The sequence below is a fragment of the Gordonibacter sp. Marseille-P4307 genome (assembly GCF_900604965.1).
In the GTDB taxonomy this organism is placed as follows: Bacteria; Actinomycetota; Coriobacteriia; order Coriobacteriales; family Eggerthellaceae; genus Berryella.
Genome location: NZ_UWPD01000001.1, coordinates 236,756 through 250,205, shown reverse-complemented (window position 1 = coordinate 250,205; position 13,450 = coordinate 236,756). Strand labels below are relative to the sequence as shown.

Sequence of the window (13,450 nt, the reverse complement as noted above, 5' to 3'; positions counted from 1 at the left end):
GCCATGAGAAGAATTGTGATCATAGGCGGCGGCGCAGCAGGGCTTGCAGCCGCCGTTTCTGCAGGTGAATTTTGTAAAAACAGCGCGCTTGACGTTGAAGTGGCCGTGTTCGAGCGAGACGACCGGGTGGGTCGCTCCATCTTGGCGACGGGCAACGGGCGCTGCAACGTGTCGAACGTCCGTGCCGGGGCGGACGCGGCTTCTTCGTTTCACAACGGCGAGTTCGTCGCGCGCGTGCTTGGGCTTTTGGGTGCTCGCGCCGCAACCGCCGACGGGGCGGGCGATCAGTGCCGCAGCGACGGATTGCTGCGCTCGGCCGACCCCGTCTTCTGCTTCTTCTCCGATCGAGGTTTGGCGTTTCGCGAAGAATCCGGCGGTCGCCTTTATCCTGCGGCGAACAAGGCGACCAGCGTGCTTGACGTGCTGCGCGCGGCCGCCCGTCGCGCCGGGGTGGTCGAGTGCTGCGGGCGCTGCGTCAAGGCGGTCGAGCCGCCGCGCACGCCGTCGGGACGCTTCACCCTGCGTATGGCCGACGGCGCTTTCGAGCGGGCCGATGCGGTGGTCGTCGCCGTTGGCGGGCGGGCGTTGGAGTCGCTGTCTGTCGAGGGGGTGCGCGTTTTGAGCCCGCGTCCGGTTCTGGGGCCGCTCAGAACCGACCCCGCGTGGACCCGCGAGCTGGACAACATTCGCCTTCGCTGCAAGGCCTCCCTGGTCAGGACCGATCGATCGGGCAAGCGCCGCGTGATCGCGCCTTCTGTTGCCGGCGAGGTACTGTTCCGCAAATACGGGCTGTCGGGAATCGTGGTGTACGACCTGTCCCGCTTTGCACGCGCAGGCGATGCGGTCGAGCTGAACATGCTCGGGTGCGACGCGTCCGAGGCGCGCTTCGAGCTCCGCCGCCGCCGCGAGCGCCTTTCCCATGTGTTCGGAGGCGACGGTATCACCTGCGACGACATGATGAGGGGCCTGGTGCTTCCCCAGATCGGGCGCGTGGTGCTGAAGCGCTGCGGTCTTTCGGGCAAATCGGCGTGCTCGGATGCCGTCCTCGATGCGCTTTCCGCGACGCTCTCGGCGTTTTCCTTCGAAGTCCAGGGTATGGGCGATGCGGACCTATGCCAGGTGCGCCGCGGCGGCATCGACGTTGCGTCCGTGTCCGATCGCGACCTTCAGGCGCTGGGTGTGCCGGGGATGTTCTTCGCGGGGGAGGCTTTGGACGTGGACGGGCCGTGCGGTGGGTACAATCTTCACTGGGCCTGGGGATCGGGCCTGGTCGCGGGTCGTGCAGTGGCTCGGTTTTCGATCGGGGGCCGCTCGTGATCGAGGTATCGAACGTTTCGCTGCCCCTTGATGCGGGCCTGCCCGACGGGGCGCGTCTGGAAAGGCGCGCGATTGCGCGGTCGCTTTCCTGCAAGCCCTCCGATATCGCATCGTTCGAGCTTTCGAGGCGCAGCGTCGATGCGCGCAAGAAAAACGACGTGCACTTCATTGCGACGTTTGTGGTTTCCCTCATCGATCCCGATTTGGAGCGGCGTCTGATCGCGGGCGATAACGGGCGTTCCCGCGGTGCGCGCGTCAGGATCCATAAGCCCTACGAGCGCATGCGCATTCCCTGCTTCTCGCAGACCGTCGGCATGCTGGGCGGCGACGCTTCGCCTCTTCGTCCGGTTGTGGTGGGGTTCGGCCCCGCGGGTATGTTCGCGGCACTGTACCTGGCCGAGGCGGGCTTGCGTCCGCTGGTGGTCGAGCGCGGGTCCAGCATCGAGCGCCGCAGGGCGGCGGTCGACGCGTTCGAGGCGGGAGGCCCCCTCGATGTGGGAACGAACATCCAGTTCGGGGAAGGGGGTGCGGGGACGTTTTCCGACGGGAAGCTCACCACGGGAACGAAAAGCCCGATCGCCCGCCATATTCTGCGTTGGCTCATCGACGCCGGCGCTCCCGAAGAGATCTGGTGGCAGGCTAAGCCCCATGTGGGAACCGACAAGCTGGAGACGGTCGTGCGCAGACTGCGCGAACGCATTGTCTCGCTGGGCGCAGAGGTGCGCTTCGATGCCCGCTTATCGGACTGGCTCATCGAAGGCGGCCGACTCCGCAGCGTCGAGATCGAGGATGCGGCAACGGGGGCGACCGAGACCGTCGCAGCCGATCAGCTGATCCTCGCGTGTGGGCACTCGGCGCGCGATACGTTTCGGTTGGCGCGCGATGCCGGGGCGCGCATGGAGCGCAAGGCGTTTTCCATCGGCGTGCGCATCGAGCACCCGCAACGCGACATCGACGTCTCCCAGTACGGGCGGGCGGCCGCGCATCCCGCGCTGGGCGCCGCCGATTACAAGCTGGTGGCGCACCTTCCCGGAGGACGCAGCGTCTACACGTTTTGCATGTGCCCCGGAGGCACGGTGGTGTGCGCTGCAAGCGAAGAGGGCGGCGTGGTGGTAAATGGCATGAGTCGGTTCGCCCGCGACGAGGTCAACGCCAATAGCGCCCTTCTGGTGTCGGTGTCCCCCGATGATTTCGGCGAGGGTGACGTGCTGGCGGGCGTCGATCTACAGCGGCGCGTGGAGCGTGCGGCGTTCGATCTCTCGCGCGCGGCCGGCGGGGATGCCTACCAGGCTCCCGCCCAGACGGTGGGCGATTTCCTGGCCTGCTCGCACGATCCTTCGCACGCGTGCGCCCCTTCGCGCACGGTGGAGCCCTCGTACGCGCGCGGCGTGGTGTGGTGTGATCTGCACGAGTGCCTGCCTCCGTTTGCAACCCGGGCGCTGGCCGAGGCGCTGCCGCTGCTGGATCGCAGGCTCAGAGGGTTCGCGAACCCCGACGCCGTGATGACCGGCGTGGAGACGCGCAGCTCAAGTCCGGTGCGTATCGTGCGCGACGAGCGGTTCCAGGCGTCGTTTAACGGGTCTGCGGCGGAAAGCGGCGTGTATCCGGCGGGCGAGGGACCGGGGTATGCGGGCGGCATCATGAGCGCGGCGGTGGATGGCGTGCGCGTTGCCGAAGCACTCGCCCGGCATCGGGCGGAGCGCAACGGTATCGATATCGAGCGCCTTCCCGTATCGTTCGGCCGGGGCGCTTAACGGAGGAGGATCGATGGATATTGCAAGCTTTCCCCAGGCGGTGGAGGCGCTGCGCAAGGGTCGGGCCGTCATTTTTCCCACCGATACGGTGTGCGGTCTGGGCGTGAGCGTGCGATACGCCCCGAGCCCCCGGGTTCTTTACGACCTCAAGCGCCGCGACGAGGGCAAGCCCATCGCCTGGCTGGTCGGCTCGGTTGGGGATCTGCTGCGCTACGGCAAGGACGTTGCGCCGTTCGCGCGCGCTGCAGCCGAGCGCTTCTGGCCCGGCGCCCTCACGTTGATCGTGAAGGCGTCAGACGAGGTGCCCGAGGCGTATCGCGGTCCGCGGGGAACCATCGGTTTGCGCATGCCCGCCGCGGCGACGGCCCGCGCGCTTGTCGAGGCGGTCGGATCCCCCCTTGCCACCACGTCGGCGAACGTTTCGGGCGCGCCCGACACCCCGACGCTCGAACACGTCGATGCCGATGTGGCCGATGCGGCCGGCGTCGTCCTCGACGATCCCTCGATCGATCCGTGCGGGTGCGCATCCACGGTTCTCGACTGCACGGGCGAGGCTCCCGTGGTGCTTCGTGCGGGATCGATCTCTGAATCGGACTTGCTTGCGGTTTTGTCCGAGGGGGGCGCTTCTGCGCTTTGCGACGCGGGGGGCCGAGAGCGGAGTGATTCTGCAGAGACCGATTTGGAGGCCTGGTCGATAGCGTTCCCATCGCATGGAGGGGGCTGCCGGGTAAACGCGTTCGTATGGGTTCCCGCGGCGCGCCCGGTTCGCGGCGTGATCCATCTGGTTCATGGGATGGCCGAATACATCGAGCGTTACCGGCCCCTCATCGGATTTCTGGTGCATCGCGGGTTCGCGGTGTGCGGCATGGACATGCTCGGACACGGACTTACGGCCCCATCTGTCGACGACCGGGGCCACATTCCGCCCGACTGCGGCTACCGAGCCATTCTCGACGACGTGCACGAGGTGCGCCGCATCGCCTCCGAGCGTTTTCCGGAAGCGCCGTATTTCATGTACGGGCACTCGATGGGGAGCTTCATCGTCCGTACCTACCTGGCCCGGCATTCCGAGGGCGTGGCGGGGGCCGTGCTGTCGGGTACGGGAAACCCTTCGGCGGCGCTTGCGGCGGCCGGCGGGATCGCGGCCCGCGCGATCATCGCGGTGAAGGGCGCGACGCATCGCAGTTCGCTGCTCGACGGTTTGGGCGTGGGCGGATACAGCCGTTCGGTTGAAAACGCGCGGACGCCGCTCGACTGGATTTCCACCGACGAGCGCGAAGTCGATGCCTATCTGGCCGATCCCCTGTGTGGTTTCATGTTCTCGGCGGGAGGGTATGCGGTGCTCGCCCAGTTCGTATCCAGCGCCGTTTCCCCTGAAAGCGCCCGTTGCATCTCATCTGATCTGCCCTTTCTCTTGGTATCGGGCGACGAGGACCCGGTGGGGGAGCGCGGCGCGGGCGTCAGGCGCGTTTCGGCGCTGCTGTCGGGCGCCGGCGTTCGGGATGTGAGGGTGAGGCTGTATGCGGGAGCGCGTCACGAGCCCCACAACGATTACGTGCGCGATCGGCTGTTCGCCGACGTGCTGGGTTTTCTCGAGGAGCTGATCGATGGCTGACTACGTAGTGGCGCTTGACGAGGGGACCACGTCGGCGCGCGCGATGCTGGTCGATGTTCAGGGCCGCATCTGCGGGGTGGCTCGCAACGCCTTCGCCCAGCACTATCCGCGGCCCGGCTGGGTCGAGCACAATCCGCGCGATATCCTGTCCGCTCAGTTGGGGGCCTTGACCGAGCTGCTGGTTTCACGCGGTTTCGATGCGTCGGACATCGACAGCATCGGCATCACGAACCAGCGCGAGACCACGGTGGTATGGGATCGCGAAACGGGCGAGCCCGTGTACAACGCGATTGTGTGGCAGTGCAGGCGAACGGCTCAGATCGTAGATGCGATCTGCGGGGATCCGGTGATTGCGCGGGAGGTGCGCGCGAAGACGGGACTGATTCCCGACGCGTATTTCTCGGCCAGCAAGATAAAGTGGATCCTCGACAACGTGGAGGGAGCGCGCCAACGGGCCGAAGCGGGCCGCCTTGCGTTTGGCACGATCGATTCGTGGCTTATCTGGACGCTTACCAATGGCGCGGTTCACGCTACCGACGTTACGAACGCCAGCAGAACCATGCTGTTCGATATCCATACCATGAGCTGGGATCCGTGGCTGTGCGAGCTGTTCGGGGTCCCGATGTCGATGCTTCCCGAGGTGAAGCCGTCTGCCAGCGTGTTCGGCAGGACCGCGAAGGACGGGGTGGTGCCCGGAGTTCCCATCTGCGGCGTGGCGGGGGATCAGCAGTCGGCTCTGTTCGGGCAGTTCTGCTTCGAGACGGGCCAGGCGAAAAACACCTACGGAACCGGCTGCTTTCTGCTCATGCACACCGGCAATGAGGCGTGCTCGTCGACGCACGGGCTGATCACATCGGTGGCGGCAAGCGCGCCCGGAACCCGTGCGCCCGAATACGTGTTGGAGGGCAGCGTGTTCATGGGCGGTGCGCTTATCCAGTGGCTTTGCGACGAGCTGGGGCTTATCGCATCGTCGGCGGATGCCGAAGCGGTTGCGCGCAGCGTTTCGGGCACCGACGGCGTCGTGGTGGTTCCGGCGTTCACGGGTCTGGGCGCCCCGTACTGGGACGCCGACGCGCGCGGCGCCGTTTTCGGTTTGACGCGCGGGACGAAGGCCGCCCATATCGTGCGCGCCGGCGTGGAGGCTCTGGCCTACCAGGTGTACGACCTGGTCGATGCCATGCAGATCGATTCGGGCATCCAGCTGCGCACGCTCAACGTGGACGGCGGCGCGTCATCCAACGACTTTCTGCTGCAGTTCCAAAGCGATATCCTGCGCACCCCGCTGCGCCGCCCGCAAAACACCGAGACCACCGTTTTGGGCGCGGCCTATCTGGCGGGTCTGACGACGGGATTCTGGGAGTCGCTTGCCCGCCTGCACGATCTGCGGCGCGCCGATTCGGTGTTCATGCCCGAGATGGACGATCGGACCCAGGCGTCGCTTCTGGCGCGCTGGCATCGCGCGGTTGAGCGCACGATGACGGTCGCCCCGCGCGAACGATAGGGGCGCCGTCTCTCCTTCGGTTCGCGGTCCGGTTCGCAAACTGCGGTTTTGGTGGATTTCACCCTGTCGGAGCGAGGCGCGATCGGCCCGATGCGTACCATGGGACCGGCAGACGGTTCGTTTCGTTCGGAAGGGGCGCGCATGAAGATCAGCATCGCCGGCGACCATGCGGGATTTGAAGGGAAAGAGCTTGTGAGACGGCATCTCGCTGCGCTGGGGCACGAGGTGATCGACCGCGGACCCGACAACGAGGATCGTGTGGACTATCCCGATTTCGCCGAGGCGGTTGCGCGCGACGTCCAGTCCGGGCGGGCCGAGCGCGGCGTGCTGGTGTGCGGGACGGGTATAGGGATGGCCATCGCTGCGAACAAGTGTGCGGGCATCCGCGCCGCCAACGTGGTATCGGTCGAGTTCGCTCAGCTGGCTCGCGAGCACAACAATGCGAACGTCATCGCGCTGTCGGGGCGTTTCGTCGATGCGGATACCAACCTCGCTATTGTGGAGGCCTTCCTCTCGACTCCGTTCGGGGGCGGTCGCCATGCCGGCCGCGTCGAGAAGATCATGGCGCTCGACTAGGAATATCCCAAAACATTCCGCTAACCAGCGCTTTTAACCAGTGGGCGGTTTTCTCGGTTTTTTCTGGGATATTGCGCTAGGGTAGATGCTCGTATACGCGGCCACAGCGTGGGAAGTGGCAGGTACCGAGTCAAGGAGGCATTCATGACGCTGAATTACGTACCACAGACGGATCCTCAGGTAGCCGACGCGTTGAGGCAAGAGCTCTCACGCCAGCGCGGCACGATCGAGCTGATCGCATCTGAGAACATCGTCTCACCAGCTGTCATGGAGGCCATGGGCACGGTTCTCACCAATAAGTACGCGGAGGGCTATCCGGGCAAGCGCTACTACGGCGGATGCGAGAAGGTCGATATCGTCGAGAATCTGGCCATCGAGCGCGCCAAGCAGTTGTTCGGAGCCAAGTTCGCCAACGTTCAGCCCCATTCGGGCGCCCAGGCGAACTACGCGGCCTACGCGGCGCTCGTCAAGCCCGGCGACACCGTGCTGGGCATGAGCCTCGACAACGGCGGGCATCTCACGCACGGCTCTAAGGCGAACTTCTCGGGCAAGCTGTACAACGTGATCCCGTACGGCCTCACCGCCGACGAGCGAATCGACTACGACGAGATGCAGCGTTTGGCTGAGCAGCATCGGCCCCAGCTCATCGTTGCCGGAGCTTCGGCCTACCCCCGCCTCATCGATTTCGAGCGCATCGCCGCGATCGCGCACGGCGTCGGTGCGCTGCTCATGGTTGATATGGCCCACATCGCCGGCCTGGTGGCGACGGGCGCGCACCCCAGTCCCGTTCCCCATGCTGACGTGGTCACCACCACGACGCACAAGACCCTGCGCGGCCCGCGCGGCGGCCTCATCCTCACGAATAGCGAGGAGCTGGCCAAAAAGCTGAACTCCGCCGTGTTCCCCGGATCTCAGGGCGGTCCGCTCATGCACGTTATCGCCGCCAAGGCCGTTGCCTTCGGCGAGGCCCTTCAGCCGTCTTTCGCCGACTACATCGCGCGCGTGGTCGAGAACTGCGCGGCCATGGGTCGCGGCATGACCGAAGGGGGCCTGCGCCTTGTGACGGGCGGCACGGACAACCATCTGTGCCTGGTCGATCTGACCCCTGCGGGCGTGACCGGCAAGGACGCCGAGAAGCTGCTGGAGTCGGTGGGGCTGACCGTGAACAAGAACACCATCCCCAACGAGCAGCTTTCCCCGTTCGTCACGTCGGGCATCCGCGTGGGAACCGCGGCGGGCACGACGCGCGGATTCAGCGCCGACGAGTTCTACCAGATCGGCAAGTTCATCGCCGAAGCGGTGTTCAACGCGGGCGACGAGGCCGGACTCGCTGAAGTCAAGGCGGGCGTCGACGCGCTCATCGCCGCGCACCCTCTGTACGATGCCATCGAGTACTAGGCTTTTTTGGGCCGTCTGTGAAAACCATGCGACTCGGTGGGGCGCCGCTTCGGCGGGCGGCCCCGAACTCGGAATCGCGTCGCATCTCTTCTTGAAGAACTTGCAAGGAGCCCGCATATGGCGGGCTCCTTTGTTGTATCCTCGTTCGGATAGATAAAAACCGTCTGGAACAGCTGCCCAGTCCTCATACGAAAGGTCGAACCTATGAGCTTCATCGAAGAGTTCGGTACCCGCGTAACCGTCGTCGATCATCCGATGGTTCAGCACAAGCTCGCCATTCTGCGCGATGAGGGCACGTCGTCCAAGCAGTTTCGCGAACTGGTGCGCGAGCTGGCGCTGTTCGAGGGGTACGAGGCCACGCGCGACCTTCCCCTGGAAGATGTGCGGGTGAAGACCCCGATCACCGAAGCGACCTGCAAGATGGTCCAGGGGAAGAAGCTTGCGATCGTTCCCATCCTGCGTGCGGGTCTGGGCATGGTCGAGGGCATGCTCGAGCTTATGCCGGCCGCCAAGGTGGGGCATCTGGGCATGTACCGCGACGAGACCACGCACGAGCCCCACGAGTACTACGCCAAGATGCCCGAGGACATCGCCTCGCGTGAGGTTCTGGTGGTCGATCCTATGCTGGCAACGGGCGGATCCGCCATCGCCGCCTTGCACTACCTGCGCAAATGCGGCGTGAAAAACCTCAAGCTTGCGGTTATCGTCGCGGCTCCCGAGGGTATTCGCGCTGTTTTGGCGGCCGATCCCGAGGTGCAGGTGTTCACGTGCGCCGTTGACGAAGGCATGAATGAGGACTGCTATATCGTGCCGGGTCTGGGCGACGCGGGCGACCGCATCTTCGGCACGAAGTAGGTTTTCCCTCGAGGGGGATGCGCCTCGGCCGCTTGTGTGCAAAATGGGTTCTTCACCGACGATCGAGGGTTTTACGGGGCCTATTAGCGGATAACGTTTAACGAATACGCATCCATCCGCTATTATATTGATGCTTTATGTACGTACGCGAATCGCCGCGCGCAAAGAAAGAGAGACATGGTCGTAGCTATCGTACTTGGCGCTCTGGCCGGTGTTGCGGGCTTCCTCCCGCTCATGGGCGCCCAGCGCATCGCGCGAAAGGCTACCCCCACCAGTAACTTCGGGTTCCTCGGAGCGCTTCTGCTCGGGGTGCTCGTTTCTTTTTTGGTTGTGGCTGTCGCGGTCGTCGCTTGCATCGCGGTTGCGCGCGATGCGGCGCTGCCCTTCGTTCTGGCCGAGTTCTTCGCCCTCATCGGATCGGCGGTTGCCTTCAACGTATACAAGCTTGTTCGCAAGTAGGGAAAGGGTAGTTTCGTGAATCCACTAGACTTGGTCAATCACCACGTACCGGAGCTTAAGGAGTCGTTCGACTCGGCGTTCGTCGCCAATTTCGGATCCGGCATCGGTATCACCCAGTACGTGCTTTGGCTGTGCATCACGTGTGCCCTTACCCTCGTTGTCGTTCTGGTTGCGGCGCGGCGCCTCACGCTGGTCCCGAACAACCGGTTCGTCAACATGATCGAAACCGGCTACCAGTTCGTCCGCCGCGATATGGGCGAGGGCACCATCGGCCATGGGTACCGCAAGCACGTGCCGTTTCTGGCCACCATGTTCTTCTTCATCCTGATTTCGAACATGGTCGGTCTGATCCCCGGCTGCAAGACGCCCACGGGATCTATCAGCATCACCTGGGCGCTTTCCCTTATCGCATTCGTCTACTTCAACTACTGGGGCGTCAAGGCCCATGGCGGTTGGGGCTACCTCAAGTCCATCGCCCCGTCCGGACTGCCCGCGCCTATGGTTCCCGTCATCTGGTTCTTCGAGTTCCTGTCGCTCGTGCTGCGCGCGCTTACCCTTGCGGTCCGACTGTACGGCAACATGTTCGCAGGCCATATGGCTCTCGGCGTGTTCTCCATCTTCGCGTTCTCGTTCATCCAGTCCGTCATCGAGGGAGCCATGCCCCTCGTCGGCGGCGTTTCCATTCTCTGGATGGCCCTGCTGGTGGCCATGTACGCCCTCGAAACGCTGGTCGCGTTTCTTCAGGCGTACGTCTTCACGGTGCTGTCGGCCGTGTACATCCAGTTGGCCACGTCCGAGCACTAGGTCGCTTAGGCGGCGAATGCGGGAGGCACCTTCCCCGAAGCGGTGCGTTCATCCAGGTCTCATCGGCTCTCTTCCACGGCCGTTGGCGCATAGTAAAACCGGTGTCTTTGAATAGGTGTTCAGAGACGGCAAAAGGAGGAAATCGTGGAAACTGTTTTCGTCATTAGTGCCCTCAAAGTCGTAGGTTACGGCCTCGCGGCCATCGGCCCCGGCATCGGCATCGGCATCGCCTGCTACGGCCTGTGCGTCGGCACCGCCCGTCAGCCCGAGATGGCCGGCCGTCTGTTCACCAACTTCATCCTTGGCGCCGCTCTTGCGGAAGCCCTCGCGCTTCTGGGCTTCGTTCTCGCGTTCATCATGTAGCCTTCGCCCTTATCGGAATCGTTTCGCCGCATAAGGCTTTTGAAGGAGGTTACTCAGTGAATAAGAGAGCAAACGAAGCATCCGCTCTCCTGGTCCGCGTCGCGGCCGGTGCGAGCATGGCTTTTGCTTTCCCTGCGCTCGCATTCGCGGAGTCCAAGGAGGGCGTGGCGGTTATCCTGCCCGACATGGTGGAGTTCATCCCCATGCTGATCGCCTTCCTGATCTTGGTCGTCATCCTCGGCAAGTTCGGCTGGCCCCTGTTCGAGGGCATGCTGGAGAAGCGCGAGGCGACCATCGCCGAGTCCCTCAGGAAATCCGAGGAGTCGCGCATCGAATCCGAGCGCGTTCTGGAAGAGTACAAAAAGGAACTCGCCGAAGCGAAGGCCCAGGCCGCCAAGATCGTGGCCGACGCCAAGCAGACGGGTGAGGCGGCGAAGGCCGAAATCACCAATCAGGCGCAAAGCGAAGCTTCCGCGATGATCGAGAAGGCGCGCATCGCCATCGAAGCCGAGAAGAAGGCCGCTATGGCCGAGCTTCAGGGCTCCATCGCCGACATCTCGGTGTCCGTTGCGTCCCGCCTTGTGGGCGAGGATCTGTCCGACGACGAGCATCGCCGCATCATCGAGCGCTACGTGAACGAGGCGGGCAGCTTCAATGCCAACTAACCGTCTTGTCGTAAAAGGGCAGATCGCCACGTATGCGCAGATCCTATTCGACGCTGCATTCAACGCAGGTGGGCAGGACGGCGTGCTGGAAGTGCGCGGCCAGGCCGCCGAGGTCGTCTCCGCGATCCGTGAGAACGCCGAGCTCAAAAGCGTTCTGGCAGACTCTGCCTATACGCCCGAGCAGCATGCGAGCGTGATCAAGAGCGTCTTTGCGGATGCGAACCTCGCTTTGGTCGAGGTGCTGGGCGTCATGGCCGAGCGCCGAGAAACGGCGCTTCTCCCGCACGTGCGGGACGCGTACGAGGGTCTGATCGCCAGCAAGCTGAAGGTGTGCGTGGTGTCCGTCACCACCGCCGTTGCGCTTGACGATCGCCTTCGCGAAGTTATTAAACGGAAAGCCGAATCCGGACTGGGCATGAACGTTGTGCTTGACGAGCGCATCGACGAGTCCATTCTGGGCGGCATTGTAATGAGCGCCAATGGCGAGCGCATCGACGCAAGCGTGCAAACGAAGGTCGATAACGTTCGCGAAGCGCTCAAACGAGTATAGAAGACGGAGGTGAATGCTAGTGACTGAAATCACCGCACAGTCTATCGACGAAACCCTGCGCAAGCAGCTGGAGAATTTGGAGGTAGGCGTCGATTCCCGCGAGGTCGGAACCGTCATTCAGATCGGCGACGGCATCGCGCGCGTTGACGGCCTGAAAGGCGCTATGGCAGGCGAGCTTCTCGAGTTCGTCGGCGCGGGCGGAAAAACCGTGTACGGTTTGGCTCAGAACCTCGAAGAGGACGAGGTCGGCGCCGTTCTTCTCGGTGACGTCACCGCAATCAAGGAAAACGACCAGGTCCACACCACGGGTCGTATCATGGAGGTTCCTTCGGGCAGGGCCATGCTCGGTCGCGTGGTGAACCCCCTGGGCATGCCGATCGACGGCAAGGGTCCCATCGAGGCCGAGGGCATGCGTCCGGTCGAGTTCAAGGCGCCCGGCGTCATCAGCCGCAAACCTGTTCACGAGCCCATGCAGACCGGTATTTTGGCCATCGACGCGATGGTGCCCATTGGGCGCGGCCAGCGCGAGCTTATCATCGGCGACCGTCAGACCGGCAAGACGGCCATCGCGATCGATGCCATTATCAACCAAAAGGGCAAAGACATGATCTGCATCTACGTTGCAGTCGGTCAGAAAGCCGCCACGGTTGCCGGCGTCGTCGAGAACCTCGAGCGCTTTGGCGCCATGGATTACACCGTCGTCGTGTCCGCCACGGCTGCCGATTCCGCCCCTCTGCAATACATCGCCCCGATGGCGGGCGCTGCGATCGGCGAGCACTTCGTCTACAACGGCGAGGACGGCAAGCCCGCCGGCCCCGAGAATCCGGGTCGCCACGTGCTGGTGGTCTACGACGACCTGTCCAAGCAGGCCGTTGCATACCGTCAGATGTCGCTGACGCTGCGCCGTCCGCCCGGACGCGAGGCGTACCCCGGTGACATCTTCTACCTGCACTCCCGCTTGCTGGAGCGCGCCGTGAAGATGTCCGACGAGTACGGCCGCGGTTCCATGACGGCTCTGCCGATCATCGAGACCCAGGCGGGCGACGTTTCCGCCTACATTCCTACCAACGTGATCTCGATTACGGACGGTCAGATCTACCTGTCAACCGACCAGTTCTTCCAGGGTCAGCGTCCTGCGGTCAACGTCGGTCTGTCCGTCTCTCGCGTCGGCGGCTCCGCGCAGACCAAGGCCATGAAGTCCGTTGCCGGTACGCTGCGCCTCGACCTGGCGGCCTATCGCGAGCTGCAGGCGTTCACCCAGTTCGGTAGCGACCTGGACAAGGCCACGCAGGATCAGCTGAACCGCGGTGCGCACATGACCGAGCTGTTGAAGCAGGGCCGCTACGTGCCGATGTCGTTCATGGATCAGTCCATCTCCATCTATGCGGGCGGTCGGGGCTTCCTCGACGACATTCCGGTTGGCGACACGGTGCGTTTCCGCGCCGAGATGCTGGAGTACCTGCACGCGTCGAAGCCCGAGCTCATCGATGACATCGAGAAGGAAAAGAAGTTCACCGACGAGACCAAAGCCGGTCTGGATGCCGCTCTCGAGGCGTTCAAGACCCAGTTCGCGCCTTCGGTGTAAGGCAGGGA

General features: G+C 64.0%; 13 protein-coding genes. All 13 read left to right on the top strand.

Annotated features, from left to right (window positions below; all coding sequences use genetic code 11):
- Positions 1-3: 3 nt before the first annotated feature.
- Positions 4-1,317 carry an NAD(P)/FAD-dependent oxidoreductase gene (locus EIH26_RS01140; RefSeq protein ID WP_241152720.1) on the top strand — a complete coding sequence of 438 codons (1,314 nt, stop codon included), beginning with the start codon at positions 4-6 and terminating at the stop codon, positions 1,315-1,317.
- The gene (locus EIH26_RS01135) at positions 1,314-3,071 is read left to right on the top strand and encodes an NAD(P)/FAD-dependent oxidoreductase (RefSeq protein ID WP_241152719.1); all 1,758 of its coding nucleotides are present in this window, start codon (positions 1,314-1,316) and stop codon (positions 3,069-3,071) included. Before EIH26_RS01140 ends, EIH26_RS01135 begins: the two co-directional genes overlap by 4 nt.
- Positions 3,072-3,084: 13 nt before the next feature.
- Positions 3,085-4,686: an L-threonylcarbamoyladenylate synthase gene (locus tag EIH26_RS01130; RefSeq protein WP_164470936.1), complete on the top strand. Its 1,602-nt coding sequence runs from the start codon at positions 3,085-3,087 to the stop codon at positions 4,684-4,686.
- Positions 4,679-6,187, top strand: a complete 1,509-nt coding sequence (gene glpK / locus EIH26_RS01125) for a glycerol kinase GlpK (protein WP_124060384.1) — start codon at positions 4,679-4,681, stop codon at positions 6,185-6,187. The genes EIH26_RS01130 and glpK overlap by 8 nt, the downstream gene beginning before the upstream one ends.
- Before the next feature lie 141 nt (positions 6,188-6,328).
- Positions 6,329-6,763: a ribose 5-phosphate isomerase B gene (gene rpiB / locus EIH26_RS01120; protein ID WP_124060383.1), complete on the top strand. Its 435-nt coding sequence runs from the start codon at positions 6,329-6,331 to the stop codon at positions 6,761-6,763.
- Positions 6,764-6,907: 144 nt separating this feature from the next.
- Positions 6,908-8,161, top strand: a complete 1,254-nt coding sequence (glyA, locus tag EIH26_RS01115; protein WP_124060382.1) for a serine hydroxymethyltransferase — start codon at positions 6,908-6,910, stop codon at positions 8,159-8,161.
- A gap of 204 nt (positions 8,162-8,365) precedes the next feature.
- Positions 8,366-9,016 carry a uracil phosphoribosyltransferase gene (gene upp / locus EIH26_RS01110; RefSeq protein WP_124060381.1) on the top strand — a complete coding sequence of 217 codons (651 nt, stop codon included), beginning with the start codon at positions 8,366-8,368 and terminating at the stop codon, positions 9,014-9,016.
- Between the two features lie 177 nt (positions 9,017-9,193).
- Complete coding sequence (locus EIH26_RS01105; protein WP_124060380.1) at positions 9,194-9,475, top strand: hypothetical protein; 282 nt, start codon at positions 9,194-9,196, stop codon at positions 9,473-9,475.
- Between the two features lie 15 nt (positions 9,476-9,490).
- Positions 9,491-10,279 (top strand): F0F1 ATP synthase subunit A, encoded by a 789-nt coding sequence (atpB, locus tag EIH26_RS01100; protein WP_124060379.1) that lies wholly within the window; start codon positions 9,491-9,493, stop codon positions 10,277-10,279.
- 144 nt (positions 10,280-10,423) lie between these two features.
- Positions 10,424-10,642: an ATP synthase F0 subunit C gene (gene atpE, locus EIH26_RS01095; RefSeq protein WP_082019687.1), complete on the top strand. Its 219-nt coding sequence runs from the start codon at positions 10,424-10,426 to the stop codon at positions 10,640-10,642.
- Positions 10,643-10,698: 56 nt separating this feature from the next.
- A complete protein-coding gene (atpF, locus tag EIH26_RS01090) occupies positions 10,699-11,307 on the top strand; it encodes a F0F1 ATP synthase subunit B (protein ID WP_124060378.1) in 609 nt (202 codons plus the stop codon).
- Positions 11,297-11,857, top strand: coding sequence for an ATP synthase F1 subunit delta (atpH, locus tag EIH26_RS01085; RefSeq protein WP_241152718.1), 561 nt, complete (start codon positions 11,297-11,299; stop codon positions 11,855-11,857). The genes atpF and atpH overlap by 11 nt, the downstream gene beginning before the upstream one ends.
- Positions 11,858-11,870: 13 nt before the next feature.
- Entirely contained in the window at positions 11,871-13,442 is a 1,572-nt protein-coding gene (atpA, locus tag EIH26_RS01080) for a F0F1 ATP synthase subunit alpha (RefSeq protein WP_206424645.1), read from the top strand.
- The last annotated feature ends 8 nt before the right edge of the window (positions 13,443-13,450 follow it).